17 protein-coding genes are annotated in these 17,508 nt (G+C 50.5%); 8 read left to right on the top strand and 9 right to left on the bottom strand.

All coding sequences use genetic code 11. The features are described 5' to 3' along the window. Nucleotides 1-26: 26 nt before the first annotated feature. The 8 genes from EG028_RS23480 to EG028_RS23445 form a co-directional block, all read right to left on the bottom strand. The gene (locus EG028_RS23480; RefSeq protein ID WP_120518726.1) at nucleotides 27-473 is read right to left on the bottom strand and encodes a hypothetical protein; all 447 of its coding nucleotides are present in this window, start codon (nucleotides 471-473) and stop codon (nucleotides 27-29) included. Between the two features lie 22 nt (nucleotides 474-495). Next, entirely contained in the window at nucleotides 496-1,335 is an 840-nt protein-coding gene (locus EG028_RS23475) for an MBL fold metallo-hydrolase (RefSeq protein ID WP_120518727.1), read from the bottom strand. A 141-nt stretch (nucleotides 1,336-1,476) separates the two neighbouring features. After that, a complete protein-coding gene (locus tag EG028_RS23470) occupies nucleotides 1,477-2,811 on the bottom strand; it encodes an MFS transporter (RefSeq protein WP_120518728.1) in 1,335 nt (444 codons plus the stop codon). 37 nt (nucleotides 2,812-2,848) lie between these two features. Then, nucleotides 2,849-3,466 (bottom strand): ABC transporter ATP-binding protein, encoded by a 618-nt coding sequence (locus EG028_RS23465; RefSeq protein WP_120518729.1) that lies wholly within the window; start codon nucleotides 3,464-3,466, stop codon nucleotides 2,849-2,851. Next, nucleotides 3,450-4,250: an acyl-ACP--UDP-N-acetylglucosamine O-acyltransferase gene (lpxA, locus tag EG028_RS23460; RefSeq protein ID WP_120518730.1), complete on the bottom strand. Its 801-nt coding sequence runs from the start codon at nucleotides 4,248-4,250 to the stop codon at nucleotides 3,450-3,452. The genes EG028_RS23465 and lpxA overlap by 17 nt, the downstream gene beginning before the upstream one ends. Nucleotides 4,251-4,254: 4 nt before the next feature. Then, on the bottom strand, nucleotides 4,255-5,670 hold the full coding sequence (locus EG028_RS23455; RefSeq protein WP_241559203.1) for a bifunctional UDP-3-O-[3-hydroxymyristoyl] N-acetylglucosamine deacetylase/3-hydroxyacyl-ACP dehydratase: 1,416 nt from the start codon (nucleotides 5,668-5,670) through the stop codon (nucleotides 4,255-4,257). Between the two features lie 68 nt (nucleotides 5,671-5,738). After that, nucleotides 5,739-6,794: a UDP-3-O-(3-hydroxymyristoyl)glucosamine N-acyltransferase gene (lpxD, locus tag EG028_RS23450; RefSeq protein ID WP_120518731.1), complete on the bottom strand. Its 1,056-nt coding sequence runs from the start codon at nucleotides 6,792-6,794 to the stop codon at nucleotides 5,739-5,741. Between the two features lie 91 nt (nucleotides 6,795-6,885). Further along, on the bottom strand, nucleotides 6,886-8,112 hold the full coding sequence (locus EG028_RS23445) for an HD domain-containing protein (protein ID WP_120518732.1): 1,227 nt from the start codon (nucleotides 8,110-8,112) through the stop codon (nucleotides 6,886-6,888). Between the two features lie 275 nt (nucleotides 8,113-8,387). Here EG028_RS23445 and porX point away from each other — a divergent pair, with 275 nt between their 5' ends. The 6 genes from porX (at nucleotide 8,388) to EG028_RS23415 (ending at nucleotide 15,082) form a co-directional block, all read left to right on the top strand. Continuing rightward, nucleotides 8,388-9,941 carry a T9SS response regulator signal transducer PorX gene (porX, locus tag EG028_RS23440; RefSeq protein WP_120518733.1) on the top strand — a complete coding sequence of 518 codons (1,554 nt, stop codon included), beginning with the start codon at nucleotides 8,388-8,390 and terminating at the stop codon, nucleotides 9,939-9,941. A gap of 17 nt (nucleotides 9,942-9,958) precedes the next feature. Continuing rightward, the gene (locus EG028_RS23435; RefSeq protein WP_120518734.1) at nucleotides 9,959-10,276 is read left to right on the top strand and encodes a hypothetical protein; all 318 of its coding nucleotides are present in this window, start codon (nucleotides 9,959-9,961) and stop codon (nucleotides 10,274-10,276) included. Nucleotides 10,277-10,282: 6 nt separating this feature from the next. Continuing rightward, complete coding sequence (locus tag EG028_RS23430; protein ID WP_120518735.1) at nucleotides 10,283-11,044, top strand: MBL fold metallo-hydrolase; 762 nt, start codon at nucleotides 10,283-10,285, stop codon at nucleotides 11,042-11,044. Between the two features lie 76 nt (nucleotides 11,045-11,120). Then, a complete protein-coding gene (locus EG028_RS23425) occupies nucleotides 11,121-11,984 on the top strand; it encodes a ComEA family DNA-binding protein (RefSeq protein WP_123864773.1) in 864 nt (287 codons plus the stop codon). Between the two features lie 15 nt (nucleotides 11,985-11,999). Continuing rightward, nucleotides 12,000-13,142 carry an acyl-CoA dehydrogenase gene (locus EG028_RS23420; RefSeq protein WP_120518737.1) on the top strand — a complete coding sequence of 381 codons (1,143 nt, stop codon included), beginning with the start codon at nucleotides 12,000-12,002 and terminating at the stop codon, nucleotides 13,140-13,142. A gap of 311 nt (nucleotides 13,143-13,453) precedes the next feature. Continuing rightward, complete coding sequence (locus EG028_RS23415) at nucleotides 13,454-15,082, top strand: NADP-dependent glyceraldehyde-3-phosphate dehydrogenase (protein WP_120518738.1); 1,629 nt, start codon at nucleotides 13,454-13,456, stop codon at nucleotides 15,080-15,082. Between the two features lie 232 nt (nucleotides 15,083-15,314). Here EG028_RS23415 and EG028_RS23410 read toward each other — a convergent pair whose 3' ends face one another. Then, the gene (locus tag EG028_RS23410; protein ID WP_120518739.1) at nucleotides 15,315-15,821 is read right to left on the bottom strand and encodes a helix-turn-helix domain-containing protein; all 507 of its coding nucleotides are present in this window, start codon (nucleotides 15,819-15,821) and stop codon (nucleotides 15,315-15,317) included. Between the two features lie 97 nt (nucleotides 15,822-15,918). Here EG028_RS23410 and EG028_RS23405 point away from each other — a divergent pair, with 97 nt between their 5' ends. Both EG028_RS23405 and EG028_RS23400 read left to right on the top strand, forming a co-directional pair. Further along, the gene (locus EG028_RS23405) at nucleotides 15,919-16,794 is read left to right on the top strand and encodes a c-type cytochrome (RefSeq protein WP_120518740.1); all 876 of its coding nucleotides are present in this window, start codon (nucleotides 15,919-15,921) and stop codon (nucleotides 16,792-16,794) included. A 27-nt stretch (nucleotides 16,795-16,821) separates the two neighbouring features. After that, nucleotides 16,822-17,397, top strand: a complete 576-nt coding sequence (locus EG028_RS23400; RefSeq protein ID WP_120518741.1) for a cupin domain-containing protein — start codon at nucleotides 16,822-16,824, stop codon at nucleotides 17,395-17,397. The last annotated feature ends 111 nt before the right edge of the window (nucleotides 17,398-17,508 follow it).

The following is a 17,508-nucleotide window of genomic DNA, read 5'->3' as shown; positions in this document are numbered from 1 at the left end:
AGATTTTCAGTAATTAAGATAGGGAACTATTCTTCTTTCAGCAAGGTTTTGGCGCCTTTGATCGTGTTCTGCATCAGGTCCTGTACGTCGGTGATCTTCTTTTTCTCGGCTTCGAGATAGGCTTTTTTCTCGGGAGCGTTTTTATCCTTCAGCTCCATATCATAACCGGTCATCCAGGTGTTCATGGCGGCGGTGGCGCTGTCCAGCATTTTGCCGGTGGTGAAATATGCGGTGGTATCGGCTTTTTTGGCGGCAAGACTGTCTTTTATTTCATCCACGCGGGTTTTCAGCCTGCGGATGGTCATCATCTTGGCCATGCCTTCGTCGTGAATGGTCATTACCACGGCGGACAGCGAATCGATTTCCAGGGAGTCCTTCAGGGCTGCGGCGTTGGTTGCGGTGTTTCCGCCCTGGCAGGCGGCGAGTGCCATCACTGCGGCTACTGGCAGGATGCGGATGAGTAATTTTTGCATGGTTAAATGTTTTATGGGTGAATTACAATGAGCTTAACGGGAACGATTCCTTCAGCCGGATGCCTTTTTCTGTGCTTGACAGTGTACAGCATTCAATAGCGGGATCGTGTTCGAAATAAAGGACATACTGCCGCTCGTTTGCTTCCATGAGGAAACGTTTTTTTTCTTCGAGGGTGGTGAGCGGGAACATGTCGTAGGCCATTACATAAGGCAGCGGAATGTGCGCCGCTGAGGGCAGCAGGTCCGCCATATATACCAGCGTATGGCCGTTGTAGCGGATCTCGGGCAGCATCATGGCGTCCGTATGGCCAAAGGCGAAACGCACGCGCATGTGATCTGTAAAGGAAACGCCATCTTTTTCTTCAATGAAGTTCAACTGGCCGCTCTGCTGGATGGGCAGGATATTTTCTTTCAGGAAAGACGCTTTTTCCCTGTCATTAGGATTGGTTGCCCATTTCCAGTGAGATTCGTTGCTCCAGTAGGTAGCCTTTTTAAAAGCGGGAACGAGTTTGTCGCCCTGCCGTTCTATACTGCCGCCGCAATGATCGAAATGAAGATGGGTGAGGAATACGTCCGTGATGTCATCGCGGTGATAGCCGAGGGCTTTCAGTGATTTGTCCAGCGTATCGTCCCCATGGAGATAATAATGGCTGAAGAATTTTTCGTCCTGTTTATTGCCGATGCCGTTGTCTATGAGGATAAGGCGGTTGTTTTCTTCCATCAGCAGGCAGCGCATGGCCCAGGTGCAGAGGTTGTTCGCATCGGGCGGGTTCAGCTTCTGCCAGAGCGTTTTGGGTACTACGCCGAACATGGCGCCGCCATCCAGTTTAAAAAGGCCGGTATTGATCGTATGTAACTTCATCTGTTCAAGCTTATTTCCCGAAGGCCAAAATGGAACCTCCGGTTTCATCTGTTCAGGTTTATCCCGCGGGTGTTTGTCTGTTAATTCGTCCCGATGGACCTTTCGTCGGTCTGTCTCAAGGTCTTCGGATGGAATCTCGCGTTAAAGCTGCTCGGTTTCGTATACCGGCGCCTGCGGTTTTCCGTTTGCTAATCTACGTTGTTTCTGCAAAGCAGAAAAAAGCCAGATGAGCCCGATTGTGAAAAAGCCGATCAGCACCAGCACGGACGTACGCATGTTGTTCGTCATGTGCTCGATATAACCGAAGCTGAACACGCCGATGGCGATGGCCATTTTTTCGGTCACGTCGTAATAGGAGAAAAACGAAGCGGTATCGCGGGTTTCGGGTATCAGTTTGGCATAAGTGGAGCGGCTGAGCGACTGGATGCCGCCCATTACCAGCCCTACGGCCATGGCGAGGATATAGAACTGGCTTTCGGTGGTGATGTAATAAGCGCACAGGCATACGCCTATCCACAGTATCACGGTACAGATCAGCACTTTGAAGTTGCCAAAGCGGCCTGAAAGGCGCGCCATGCCCCAGGCGCCAAGGATGGCTACCAGCTGGATGAGCACCACGCAGATAATGAGGTTGGTGGATTCCATTTTCAGTTCCACGGAAGCGAAAATAACGGCCACCATCATCACGGTCTGCACGCCCATGCTGTAAAAGAAAAATGCGCGCAGGAACCGTTTCAGAACGGGCATTACGCGCACCTGCGCATATACTTTTTTCAGCTCAACAAAACCGTCTTTGAATACGCTGCCGGTATGCTCGCTGATGGCGGGTTTGGAAGCGGGAAGGCGTTTGAAGGTGATCTGCGCGAAGCCGAACCACCATACACCCACCAGCAGGAACGTGATCCTAACCGCCTGGGCGTCGTCCGGTATGCCAAAAGGCAGGAATGTTACCAGTGCGAAGCCGACCAATTGCATGAGCACGCTGCCCAGGTAACCAAAAGAAAACCCGCGCGCACTCACGCGGTCCTGGTATTCCGGCGTTGCGATCTCGGGAAGGTAGGAGTTATAGAATACAAGCCCGCCCCAAAAACCAATGGCTGCAAGCATTATGGAGAGCATTCCCGGTTCCAGCGGGTTGTCTTTTGTAAAAAAGAAAAGGGACGCGCAGGCCATCGAGCCCAGGTAACAGAAGAACCGCAGGAAGTTCTTTTTATTCCCCCTCGTGTCCGCAATGGAAGAGAGGATGGGAAGGCTGATGGCTATAATGAGGTAAGCGGCGGAGAGTACATAATCGTAGAGCACGGAGTTTTTCAGGGTTTTGCCGAAAAACACGACATCGTCTCCCCCGAATTTGGCACGGGTAACGCCGAGGTAATAAATAGGGAAAAACGTGGTAGTGATAACAAGGTTATACACAGAGTTGGCCCAGTCATACATGGCCCAGCCATTCACTACTTTTTTGTTTGGAATGCTCATAGGGAATTTTTAGTATTCACATGAATGATTAAAAGTACTATTTATAATCACTGATCTGTATACGTTCTTTGCAAAATCCATATTCGGCCTCATCGTTGGAGCTTACGATCACGAGCCGGTTGCCGCAGTATTCGCTTACCAGCCGCTGGTACAGCGCGATGCCGGAGGCGTCGAGGTTGGTGCAGGGCTCATCGAGGAGGAGCACCTGTACGTCTGAGAAAATAGCCAATGCAAGGCGGGCGCGCTGTTTCATCCCGGAGGAAAAATTGCGTACCTGTTTGCGCCAGGCTTTATCCAGCCCGACGATATCGGCGATTTCCCGGCTTTTGAAGCCGGGGAGGAAAGATTTGAAGTGGAGATGGAATTCGAAACATTCCTCCAGGGTAAATTCTTCCACCAGCTCCAGGTAGGGTGCCACGATGGCGCAATGGCGGAAGAATTGGTCCTGCGGGAGGATCTGTTCGTTAAAAAGGTATTGTACCTGGCCTTCGCTGTGGTGATGGTGGCCGCTCACGATCTGCAGCAAAGTGGATTTGCCGGACCCGTTCGGCCCCAGGATGGCGTAATGGCCTGTACCGGAGAATGTAAAGGTAAAACGACGGAATATCCAGTCGTAGTTGAACCGCTTGCCTACTTGGTTAAGCGAGATCGTCATTCGCCCTGGTGCTGTACCCTCTCATGATGCCGCGGCCGGAATCGCGGATGAAGGAGAGTATCTCGTCCCTTTCGTCCGTGGCCGGAAATTCGGCTTCAATGATGCGGATGGCCTTGGAAATATTGTTGCCTTTTACGAAAAGTATCCTGTAGATGTCCAGGATGTGGTTGATCTTGTCCAGCGAAAAACCGCGGCGTTTGAGGCCGATGGAATTTACGCCAACGTAGGACAGTGGTTCCCTTGCTGCTTTTACATAAGGGGGCACGTCTTTACGCACCAGCGAGCCGCCGGTTACAAAAGCGTGGTTGCCGATCTTGCAGAACTGCTGTACGGCTACCATTCCCGCCAGTACCACGTGATCGCCCACGGTGATGTGGCCCGCGAGGGTGGTGTTATTGGAGAAAACGCAGTAATCGCCAACGGTGCAATCGTGCGCAATATGACTGTAGGCCATGATCAGGCAGTTGTTGCCGATGGAGGTTTTCCAGCGGTCTTTGGTGCCCCTGTTCACGGTCACATATTCACGGATGGTGGTGTTATTACCAATTTCTACCAGGGTATCCTCGCCTTCAAATTTGAGATCCTGCGGAATGGCTGCTATCACCGCTCCCGGGAAGATGCGGCAGTTTTTGCCGATACGGGCGCCTTCCATCACGGTCACGTTGGACCCGATCCAGGTGCCTTCCCCGATCTCTACATTTTTATGAATAACAGTAAACGGATCAATTTTTACATTGGGCGCTACTTTGGCGTCCGGGTGGATGTATGTGAGCGGATGAATCATGCTGTTATTTTCCTTCGCGTTTAACAATTTGAGCAACCATGTCAGCTTCTGTGCATACCTTGTTGCCTACGAATGCCGTTCCTCTCATTTCCACCAGACCTCTGCGGATGGGGCTGAGCAGCTCCATTTTTAAAACCATCGTATCGCCGGGCAATACTTTCTGTTTGAATTTGCAGTTATCGATCTTCAGGAAGTAGGTATCATAGTTTTCGGGGTCCGGCATAGGGTTCAGCGCGAGGATTCCGCCTACCTGTGCGAGTGCTTCGCAGATCAGCACGCCCGGCATTACCGGGTTTCCGGGGAAGTGCCCCTGGAAGATCTGTTCATTGAAGGTTACGTTTTTCACGCCCACTACACGGGTATCGCTCAGCTCGATGATCTTATCTACCAGCAGCATCGGGTAACGGTGCGGCATGGTGCGCACGATCCGGTTGATATCATAGATCGGCGGCTGGTTAGGATCGTAAATGGGTACGTCCTTGTTGTGTTTGTTCTTTTTGATATATGCCTTGATCTTACGGGCAAACTCCACGTTGGAAGCGTGACCGGGACGGTTGGCAATGATATGCGCCTTGATGGGGTAACCGATCAGGGCAAGGTCTCCCACGATATCCAGCAGCTTGTGGCGCGCCGGTTCGTTGGGGAAGTGAAGTTCTGCGTTGTTGAGAATGCCTTCGCGCTGCTGTACCGCGATCTCTTCCCGGTCAAAAGCCTTGGCGAGGCGTTTCAGCTCTTCTTCTGAAATCGCCCTGTCCACCACCACGATCGCGTTGTTGATGTCTCCGCCTTTGATCAGGTTATTGGCCAGCAGGTATTCCAGCTCGTGCAGGAATACAAAGGTGCGGCAGGGGGCGATATCTTTTTTGAAGTCTTCGAGGCTCTTCAGGTTTGCGTGCTGGGTGCCCAGTACCTGCGAGTTGAAGTCGATCATGGCGGTGATGCGGTAGTCCACCGCGGGGAGGGCCACCATTTCCACTTTCTTTACTTCGTCGTAATAATTGATATTGGTGTCTATGGAATACCAGATCTTTTTGGCGTCCTGCTCCTGGATGCCCACTTCTTCGATCACTTCTATAAAAGGCATGGAACTTCCGTCCATGATGGGGATCTCGGGGCCGTTCAGCTCTATCAGCACGTTGTCCACACCTTTGCCCACCAGGGCGGCGAGGATATGCTCCACGGTGCTCACACGGGCGCCGTTGTGCTCCAGGGTAGTGCCGCGGGCGGTGTCTACCACGTAATCCACGTCAGCTTTTACGATCGGCTGGTCGGGGAGGTCTATACGTTGAAACTTGATCCCGAAGCCTGGCATTGCCGGCTTGAGCGTCATATTCACATGAGCGCCTGTGTGCAAACCAACACCTGATATGGTCACAGGACCTTGCAGGGTCTGTTGGTTCTGTTGCTGATTATCCATCATTATAACTTCGTATTCAATGCGTTAAAACTCCTTTCTATTCGCGAAATAGTCCAGGCGGAAAGCTTTGATTATACGCCGGCTTTTTCTGCCAGCAGTTGTTTCACCATGTCTTCCAGCTCTTTCACCCTTTTTTCAAGGTCCGGCAAATTTCTAAAAATTGCCTGACTTTTCAGTGAACTTTTATAATCGTAGGCGGGGGAACCCGTTAAAGACGTGTTGGGAGCGGTTATTGATTTTGAAAGGCCGCTTTGGGCGTTGATTTTGGTGCCGTCAGCTATCTGGATGTGGCCAACGATGCCTACCTGGCCGCCGATCACACAGTTTTTCCCAATCTTGGTGCTGCCTGAAACCCCTGTTTGCGCCGCAATTACGGTACTGTTGCCGATCTCCACGTTGTGGGCGATCTGGATCAGGTTGTCCAGCTTCACGCCGGAGTGGATCACGGTGGAGCCCATCGTGGCGCGGTCTATCGTGGTATTGGCGCCAATCTCCACATCGTCGTGGATGATCACGTTGCCCACCTGGGGCACTTTTTTGTAAGTACCGTCCGCCTGCGGGGCAAATCCAAAACCGTCCCCGCCGATCACGCAGCCGGCATGGAGGATCACGCGGTTGCCCGCCACACAGTTGTCATATACTTTCACACCGGGGTACAGCACGGAGCCGTTGCCGATCTTTACATTATCTCCAAGGTATACGCCGGGGTAGATCTTTACATTGTCTCCCAGCACCACGTTTTCACCGAGATAGGCGAAAGCGCCAATGAACACGTTCTGCCCCATTTTCACGGAAGCAGGCACATGGGAAGGCTGCTGGATGCCCGTTTTGGCTCCCGCGCCGACCATTTGCTGGTATTTCTCCAAAAGGAGGGCAAAAGCGCTGTAAGCATCCTTTACGCGGATGAGGGTAGGCTTGATGGCCCGCTCTATTTCAAGCGTATCGTTGACGATCAGGATCGAAGCCTGCGTGGTATAAATGAACTCCTCGTATTTGGGATTGGCGATGAAGCTGAGCATACCGTCCCCTGCCTCCTCTATCTTGGCGATATTGTGCACTTTCACTTCCGGGTCCCCTTCCAGCTTCCCGTTCAGTATGGTAGCCAGCTGTAATGCGCTAAATTGCATAATTATAAGTTGAAATGTTACCTTCCAGGCCGTCTCCGGATAATATGAATGTATTCCCTAACATGTTGAGTTCGTATAAAACGTTGTCAGCCTAGAATTTTGGATGACAAATGTAGAATTTTTTTATCGGTCTTGCCAAAGTATGCGATACAAGGGCATTATCGATAGAAGAAATGTCTCTCACTTGGCCATCCTTAAATAGAATGTTGATTTCCTCGTCGTCTGCGTCATAGGCTTTGAGGCTGGCGGTATCTGTAAAGACCAGATAATCCGCTTCCTCTTCCGTTAACCCCCAGCGTTTACGAACTTTTGCCCTATAATCCTCCACCAGCCCCGTTTCGAACGGCTCGTTGCTGAGTTGGACCTTAAAGAGCTCCCGGTTCACCAGCCAGCCGCAAAGGAGGCTGAGCACTCTGTCCGGGTGTTGGGTCCATACTTTGATGGCGCCCATGATATCATAGTCATCTAATAAGCAAAATTGGATCAGGCAATCCTGGTCTCTTTCAAATTCCTCCCGGCCAATGCGGTTATATAGAAAATAACGCAGGGCGGGGGATGCGAACAGTTCCGTACCTCTTCCGGCCAGTGTTTTGGCCCTCTGAAGCACTTTTACCAGCATACTTTCCGCGCTCAGCACGGTTTTATGAAGGTATACCTGCCAGTACATCAGCCGGCGGGCTACAATGAACTTTTCAATGGAATAGATCCCTTTTTCCTCCACCATCAGCTCCCCGTCATGAACGATAAGCATTTTGATGATCCGGTCGTAGCTGATCACTCCTTCGGACACCCCGGTATAAAAACTATCCCTGCTCAGGTAATCCATCCTGTCTACGTCCAATTGGCTGGAAACCAATTGATGCAGGAATTTTTTCGGGTACCGGTCGTTAAAGATCTCCAGGGTGAGGTCGAGCGCCCCTTTCATTTCCCCGTTCAGGGTCTGCATCAGCAGCTGGGAAATCTCCTCGTGCGATACACCCTCCACCAGCGTATGTTCCAGGGCATGGGAATATGGTCCGTGCCCGATGTCGTGCAATAATATAGCCATTTTCGCCGCCACTTCCTCTTCCCCGGTTATAACAACGCCCTTTCCCCTGAGTTCACTCAACGCGCAACTCATCAGGTGATAGGCGCCCATGCTATGATGAAAACGCGTATGCATGGCTCCAGGGTATACCAGGTGCGCCAGCGCCATCTGGTGGATACGCCGGAGGCGCTGATAGTATGGATGCGATATGAGGCTGAAAATCAATGGATGATCGATGGTTATGAACCCATATACCGGGTCATTCACGATCTTTCGTTTGCGGTCAGTCATTCGGATTTTTTATGAACAATCGGTACAAATCTACACCATTGAAGGTAACTTTTCCGATCACAAGGTATTACGTGACAGTTGATAATTTAACAAATTTTTTAATACACTGACGCGCGCCAGGGCCTTTACCCCTATCCAAACCCGCCTGTCGGGTACGATTTTTGACCAGTTTCAAATAAATCGCAATAAATCATAAATATATTCGTAATTCGTAATTGACAAACGGCACCCTGGCATTCCATATCAATCCGTTTCAACTTACGTAAAGGAACATCATGAATCAAATCAACATACTCTGGGTAGATGATGAAATAGAATCGCTCAAATCACAGATTATCTTCCTCGAAAGCAAAGGCTACCATGTTTCCGCCCTTACCAATGGCTACGACGCCCTCGAGTTCCTGAAGGAAAATATCGTGGACGTGGTGCTGCTGGACGAGTCCATGCCCGGAATTACCGGCCTGGAAACCCTCGGCAAGATCAAAGAAATGGACCAGCAGATACCGGTGGTGATGATCACGAAAAATGAGGCGGAAAACGTGATGGACGATGCTATCGGCTCCCAGATCACGGATTACCTGATCAAACCGGTGAATCCGAACCAGGTGCTCCTGAGTCTCAAAAAGATCATCGACAACAAACGGCTGGTGGCTGAAAAGACCACTACGGCTTATCAGCAGCAGTTCCGCACCCTTTTTATGGCCCTGAACGATAACCCGAACCATACAGAATGGGCGGACATCTATAAAAAACTGGTGTACTGGGAAATGGAAATGAGCAAAAGCGATGCGCCTGAAATGCTGGAAGTACTGCATTCGCAGAAAGCCGAAGCTAATACAGAGTTCGCCAAATTCATCAACCGTCACTACAGCAGCTGGATGCAGCCGAAAGCACAGGAAGCGCCGATAATGAGCCACACCCTCTTCAGCCAGAAGGTGGTGCCCCTGCTGGACCCTACCGTGCCCAACTTTTTTATCCTCATTGATAACCTGCGCTACGACCAGTGGAAGACCATCCAGCCTATCTTCGGCGAATCTTTCCGGCTCGTGGAGGAAGATACCTTTTACAGCATTCTCCCCACTTCCACCCAATACAGCCGCAATGCCATATTTGCCGGTATGCTGCCCATCGACATCGAAGCGAAATTCCCGGAGGAATGGAAAAACGATGACGAGGAAGGAGGGAAAAACCTGTACGAGGAAGCATTTTTCGCCGCACAGCTGGCCCGCCTGAAAATGGACCCGCGTTTTTCCTACACCAAAGTGACCAATCACGCGGACGGCCAGCATATGGTGAACAACATGCACAACCTGCTCAATTACCCGCTGAACGTAATCGTATACAACTTCGTGGATATGCTCAGCCATGCCCGTACAGAAATGGAAGTGCTCAAAGAGCTGGCGGGAGATGAAGTTTCCTACCGTTCCATCACGGCCAGCTGGTTCGAACACTCCCCGCTGCACCAGGCGCTCAAACGGCTGGCGGATAAAAAGATCAACCTGATCATCGCCACAGATCATGGCAGCGTACGGGTAAAAACGCCGGTAAAAGTGATCGGCGACAAACAAACGACGACCAACCTGCGTTATAAACACGGCCGCAACCTGAATTACGATCCCAAGGAAGTACTGGCCTTCCGGGATCCCCGCGATGCCGGGCTGCCGAAGCCGAATGTCAATTCTTCTTATATCTTTGCCCGCGAAGACGGGTATCTTTGCTATCCCAACAACTATAATTATTTCGTGAATTATTACCGCAACACCTTCCAGCACGGCGGTATTTCCCTCGAGGAGATGATTGTGCCGGTGGCGAGGATGGTAAGCAAATAGTATAAAAAGGAGACAATATGAATCTGAAGAGTACCCCCAACAACGTGGCGAAGCTGGAAAAGATATTTGAGGAGGCGAAGTATATTTTGCGGTACGAAAAAGGCACCTTCAATTCCGGCTTCTGTGTACTGGAGCACAAAAAAGTGGTGGTCATCAACAAATTCCTGAATATTGAAGGGCGCATCAACACGCTGATGGACATTCTCCCTTCCATTATTGTGGAAGAAGGTTTCCTGACACCGGAAAGCCAGAAACTGTACCGCCAGGTGATAGATAGCAAGACCGCCGGGGCAGCCGGTGAAGAAACTCCATCTTCAGAACCCGAAACAGAATAAGCAGCCGTGAAAGTTATTTTCCTTGGAACGGGCACCTCGCAGGGTGTGCCGGTGATAGCCTGCCCATGCAGCGTATGCGCCTCCCCGGACCCGCGGGACAAGCGCCTGCGCAGCAGCATCCTCATCCAGTCAGACGGGGGGAATATCGTGATAGATACCACGCCTGACTTCCGTTACCAGATGCTCCGCGCAGAGGTAAAACGCCTGGAAGCCGTCGTGATCACACATTCCCATAAAGATCATATCGCCGGCATGGACGATATCCGCGCCTTTAATTTTTTCCAGCAGCAGCCTATCGATATTTACGCGTCCGATTATTCGCAGAACGTGATCATCCGCGAATTTTCCTATGCTTTCGCGGATTTTAAATATCCCGGTATCCCGGAGCTGAACCTACGCACCATCCTCGACGATCCTTTTACGATCAATGACCTCACGTTTATCCCGATCAACGTGCTGCATCATAAAATGCCCGTGCTGGGCTTCCGCTTCGGCGATTTCACCTATATCACGGATGCTAATTACATTGCGCCGGAAGAAAAGGAAAAGATCCGCGGATCAAAGGTGCTGGTGCTGAACGCGCTGCGCCGTGAAAAACACATTTCCCATTTTACGCTCGAAGAAGCGATCGCATTGGGCAAAGAGCTGGAAGTGCCGCAGGTATACTTTACGCATATCAGCCACCAGCTTGGCTTGCATGCGGAGGTAGGCCCCACCTTGCCGGAAGGTATGGCGCTGGCGTATGATGGTTTGGAAGTGGAATTGTGAGATGATTTTTCTTCGCTGAAAATTTTTTCCGTTCAAAAATTAATCAGACATTCGGCGCAGATCAATACCATTGTTTGTGCCGAACCAATTTTTTGAATTCTCCAGGAAGGAGCGTTGGGGAATCGCCTGTTTGTTAAGCCTGATCCTGCTTGTACAGTTTTTACCTTCCGCATGGAATACCATTTTTTTTAAACCGCCTGTAGCGGATACTGCTGGTCTTAACCGCGTTGCCACGGAAGTGGCCGCATTGATGGAATCGGAGCGGGAAGCCGCCGCGATACAATACCGTACGAAGTGGAAGGACAGCAGCTACAGACGTGATCGCTGGAAAAACGATGCGCATTATGCCAGGTCCGGTTTTTACCGGGATGACGGAAGATTTGACAGGCGTAAGTTTTATCGCGACAGCGGGAGATTTCCCAATGGCGGTTATTATACAAAACGGCCGTATGAAAACCGTCCCTACGCAGCCCGGCATAATGGAGCCGGCAACAATTCATATGCAAACTCATACCGTTATCCCGACAAACGCTTACCTATCCCGGTGATCGATATCAACGCCGCGGATTCTGCGCAGTGGGAACGTTTGCCGGGCATCGGGCCAACGCTCGCAAAGAGGATTGTGGGCTTCAGGGACCGGCTCGGAGGCTTCTATTCTACCCGGCAGGTAGGGGAAGTGTATGGATTGGTGGATTCCGTATTTAATAAAATTCAACCGTTCCTCCGGCTGGGTGATGTTTCTCTAAGAAAGATCAGTCTCAACGATACAGATGATAAATCTTTGGCCCTACATCCATACATCAACACGAAACTGGCCCGGGTGATAGTACGGTATCGCAGTGCCCACGGGCCTTTCAGGGAGGTAGAAACGCTCCGTGCCCTCGCTTTGGTAGATGATTCCATTTATCGTAAAATTGAAAAATACTTAAAGATCAATTAAACCCAATTTCAGGTTATGAATTTTCAGCCCACGGACATGCAACAACAGATAGCCCAGGTGATCCGGGATTTCGGTAAAACTCATATCCAGCCCCACGTCCTGGAATGGGATGAAGAACAGATCTTCCCCAAAGAGCTTTTCAAAAAGATGGGTGAGCTGGGCCTCATGGGCGTGCTCGTGCCTGAACAATACGGTGGCTCCGGCCTCGGATACCTTGAATATGTGACCGTTATCAGCGAAATATCCCGTATCTGCGGCGCTATCGGGTTGAGTGTAGCCGCGCACAATTCACTTTGTACCGGCCACATCCTGCAATTCGGCAACGAAGAACAGCAACAAAAATACCTGCCCAAACTCGCCACCGCCGAATGGATCGGCGCCTGGGGGCTCACGGAGCCAAACACCGGCTCTGACGCTATGAATATGAAATGCGTGGCAAAAAAAGAAGGAGACGAATGGGTGATAAACGGTACTAAAAGCTGGATCACACATGGTAAAAGCGGTGATGTAGCCGTGGTGATCGCCCGCACCGGCGAAGTGCGGGACAGCCGGGGCATGAGTGCCTTCATCGTTGAAAGGGGTACGCCCGGTTTCAGCGGCGGCAAAAAAGAAAACAAACTCGGTATGCGTGCATCCGAAACCGCGGAAATGATCTTCGACAATTGCCGCATCCCGGCCGGAAACCTGGTCGGTAAAGAAGGAGAGGGTTTTATACAATCCATGAAAGTGCTGGACGGCGGGCGTATTTCCATTGCGGCGCTTTCCCTGGGCATCGCAAAAGGCGCGTTTGACGCATCCGTAAAATATTCCAAAGAACGCCACCAGTTCGATCAGCCGATCGCCAATTTCCAGGGCATATCTTTTAAGCTGGCAGATATGGCTACACAGATCGCCGCCGCCGAACTGCTTACCATGCAGGCGGCAGATATGAAAAACAGGCATCTGCCTATGACCAAACAAGCGGCCATGGCTAAATATTACGCTTCGGAAGTCGCGGTATCCGCCTCGAACGAAGCGGTGCAGATCTTCGGCGGGTACGGTTATACAAAGGATTTCCCGGTAGAAAAATTCTACCGCGATTCCAAATTGTGCACGATAGGCGAAGGTACTTCCGAGATACAGAAAATTGTTATTGCGCGGGAAGCGCTGAAAGAATAACGGGTTTATTGCAGCAATCAATAGTGGTCAAAATAAAAAAAGAGGGTTCGTCAGTAATGATGAACCCTCTTGTCGTTTACCCCTTCAGATTTTTTAAGCAGCCATGACAATTCGAATTGCTTGCTAATAAATAACCATGTAATTTGCAATCGGTTGCATGTTTCGGAATCAAAGCATTAACAAGTAAGAAAACAATATTAGTTTATCGTATCCAATATAAAATTGTTTAGCGCAAATTGTACTTTGCGACACATCATGAGCGCTGAATGCCAATAATATTATCCGTGATTTTTTATTAACTACCCTCGATTATGACCACTTTTGAAGAACAATTAGACCATCTTTTCCTAACCGAAGACGCCATTCCGGCGGAATTCAGGCTGCCGGCGGAGATTCACCAGCGGGAGTACCTTTCCGGCGGTGAAATGAAAACCTGGACCGGCGATGTGCACACCGTATTATCTCCCATCTGTATTAAAACCGCCAACGGTCTCGAACGAAAGGTGATCGGCTCGTATCCCCTCTGCGGCGAAGAAGAAGCCATGGCTTCCCTGAATGATGCTATCCTCGCTTACCGCGATGGCCGCGGGGAATGGCCCACCATGTCTGTAGCGGAACGTATTGCCTGCGTGGAAAAATTCACCGGTAAAATGATCGCCCAAAAACAGGAGGTCGTATCGCTGATCATGTGGGAGATCGGGAAATCCTACGCGGATTCTGTAAAGGAATTTGACCGCACCGTAGAATACATCCACGCCACCATCGATGCATTGAAGGACCTGGACCGCAAGTCCTCCGGTTTTGCCATAGAGCAGGGCATCATCGGCCAGATCCGGCGCAGCCCGCTCGGTGTGGTGCTGTGTATGGGCCCGTTCAACTACCCGCTGAATGAAACTTTCACCACGCTCATTCCCGCGCTTATCATGGGGAATACCCTGCTGTTCAAACCTCCGAAACACGGTACGTTATTGCATTACCCGCTGCTGGAAGCTTTCCGCGAATGTTTCCCGAAAGGCGTGGTGAATACCATCTATGGCCGCGGCAACGTGATCATTGCGCCGCTGATGGAATCGGGGAAGATCAATGTGCTTACGCTCATTGGTTCCAGCAAAGTGGCGAACCAGCTGAAAAAAATGCACCCGAAAGTGAACCGCCTGCGGGCCATCCTCGGCCTGGACGCTAAAAACGCCGCTATTATTACCGATAAGGCAGACATCGACCTGGCAGTGAAAGAATGTGTGCTGGGCTCGCTTTCTTTCAACGGGCAGCGCTGCACGGCCATCAAGATAATTTTCGTGCACAGCAGCGTGGCGGATGCCTTCCTGGAAAAAATGAGCGCAGCGGTAGGCAAACTGAAATTCGGTATGCCCTGGGAAAAAGACGTGTTCCTCACCCCGCTGCCGGAGCCACAGAAACCGGGTTATTTACAGAGTTGCGTGGCGGATGCGGTTGCCCATGGGGCGAAGGTGATAAACACGCATGGCGGGGCTGCAAATGCCTCTTTTGTGTATCCGGCCATCGTATATCCTGTGAACGAAAAGATGAAACTCTACCGCGAGGAGCAATTCGGACCGGTAATCCCCGTGATCCCGTTCGATAATATTGAAACGCCGATCAATTACCTGATTGAAGCGGATCACGGCCAGCAGGTGGCCCTCTTTTCCAACGACGCGGAAGAACTGGCGTCGCTGATAGACCCGCTGGTGAACCAGGTGAGCCGTGTGAACATCAATTGCCAGTGTCAGCGCGGGCCGGACATCTTCCCCTTCACCGGGAGAAAGGATTCCGCCGAGGCCACGCTCTCCGTTTTTGATGCGCTGAGGGCGTTCAGCATCCGTTCGCTGGTGGCTACCAAACAAACGGAAGAGAATAAAGCGCTGATCAATAAGATCGTCAGCGACCAATCCTCAAACTTTCTTTCAACAAAGTATATATTTTAATAAACTGTAAAGGCATTGGTTTGCTAACATTTAGCCGGCCAATGCCCTGTTTTTTGCATTTTTTTTGATATTTACACCTTAGTGTGATGGAAATGTGTAAACAGAAAGTTAAATTTGGGTTAATTACTTTCCTTACCAATTTATCAACCTAAACACAAAACAGAAAGATCGAGAAAATTTCTACTCCAAATGTGAAACCGCCTCAATCGAGGCGGTTTTCTATTGGGGGTGTTTAAGCCACTACGATGAATGCTTTCAGTTTTGCCGGAGGGTATCCGAACATCTTCTTAAACGCGGCGGAAAAATGATTGGGCGAGCTGTAGCCCAGGTGATCCGCCACCTCATTCACATTCAATCTTTTTTCCACCAGCATCCGCCGCGCAGCTTTCATTTTCATTTCCTGCACGAAACCAAATACGGTGTTTCCGAAAAGCTGCTTGAAGCCTCTCTTCAGTTTAAATTCATTCAGCCCGAAACGCCTGCATATCAGGCCCAGACTGAGTTCCGGGCACAGGTATTCCGTGCGCAGGTAATCTTTCACCGCCTGTAAGCGCTCTGCATCCACGATGGAAATGCGTTGCGTGCCGGCCGCCGTTACCTGGAAATGCATTAAAGCCTGCAGGGGGTCCCACAGCTCATTGTCTGATGTTTGTTCTTTGGTGAAGAGTGTAGCATGGTCTTTAAAGAACGCGTGGTTCGCGATCGCATTCAGCGCGTCGCGTTGTGTTTTTGGGGTCATAACTGTAAATCCGTTTTACGTATAATAATATCCGTTTGTCGTACTATCCACTGGGGTTGTGTGGTATAATTTTGACGCAACAAAAATAATCATAAACATGTTGCGGAAAATACTGAAATGGACGGGCGGCATCATCGGCGTATTGGTGGCGATCATTCTAATTTTTTATTTCACCATGTATATATTGGTGAATAACAAGAAAAGCAAACCGTACAACGTAGAAGTACGGATGATTGATATTCCTTCGGATTCCGCATCTGTGGCGGATGGAGCGCATATCTACGCTACAAAGGGCTGTGCGGACTGCCATGGTGACAATCTAGCCGGAAAAATTTTCATCGACGACGCCGCGCTCGGGATGTTGCCCGCGGCGAATCTCACCTTTGGTAAAGGCGGCCGCCCCGCATCTTATTCTGATCGTGAATGGCTGCTTGCAATGCGCCATGGGCTTAAGTCTGATGGCAAACCCCTGCTTATCATGCCTTCATATGAATTTTACAAAATGTCTGATCATGACCTCGCGAATCTTATTGCTTATCTCAAATCTGTGCCTGCAGTGGATCATGAATTGCCCGAACCTAAGCTGGGCCCGCTGGGCGTTGTATTGTCGGGTCTGGATAAACTTCCGCTGATACCGGCTGAAAAGATCGATCACCGGTATAAACCTACGCAGGCTGTGCAACGCGCCCCCACAGCGGAATACGGGCAATATCTTTCCATGTCCTGCACCGGCTGCCATACACCGGCTTTGAAGGGCGGCCCCAATCCTGTGCCGGGTGGTGTATACGCAAGGGATATCACTTCCACCGCGAACGTAGGTAAATGGTCGCTGAACGAATTCGTGACTGTGCTCCGTACGGGCAAAACGCCTGATGGCCGCGAGTTGCAGAACGAAGACATGCCCTGGAAAATGACGGCCAATTATACCGACGAAGAATTGCAGGCGCTGTATCTCTATCTCCAAACGCTGTAACCTCCCGGGGTTTTAAAACGTTCTATCATGGCTTTACCACGCACGATCAGTAATCCTTACATCGGAGACAAAGTAACTTTCCTCGAAACGACGGAAGAAACCGGCGGCTCGCACGTGACGGTGCTGGTGGAACTGGCGCCGGGCGGGAAAAACGGGCTGCATTACCATACCACCTTCACCGAACATTTTGAAGTAGTGGAAGGGGAGCTGGGCCTGCGGATAGGAAAAGAATTTCTTTTCCTGAGTAGGGGTGGCAGGGCGGATGTGCCGTTACACATACAACATCTCTTTTTTAACCCGAGCAGCAAACATCCGGTGGCTTTCAAAGTCACGATCAAACCGGCAAGGCAGTTCGAAGCCTGCCTGAGAGTTGCTTACGGGCTGGCGGTGGATGGGAAGGTGAATAAAAAAGGGATGCCTAAAAAGTTCAGTCACCTGGCGGTATTGCTGGAGTTGGGGGAAACTTACCTAACTTTCCTGCCGCATAAGCTCCAGGTATGGCTGTATAGTTTCCTTGCCAAAAGGGCGAAAAGGAAGGGTGCTTTTAAAGAACTGGAACAGTATTATAAACAACAAGAGACGCCCGAAGGCGTCTCTGCTTAAAAAATATATCAAATGCTTTTATTGATCATTTCTTTTTTGAGGAACCTGGGAGACCTGGTGTTTTGCTTCTTTTACGATGCATTCCGTTCCATCTTCCGGGCTGCCTAGCCT

The sequence above is a fragment of the Chitinophaga barathri genome (assembly GCF_003807585.1).
Lineage (GTDB): Bacteria > Bacteroidota > Bacteroidia > Chitinophagales > Chitinophagaceae > Chitinophaga > Chitinophaga barathri.
The sequence above is the reverse complement of the archived record's forward strand: the minus strand, read 5'-3'. Positions and strand labels throughout refer to the sequence as shown.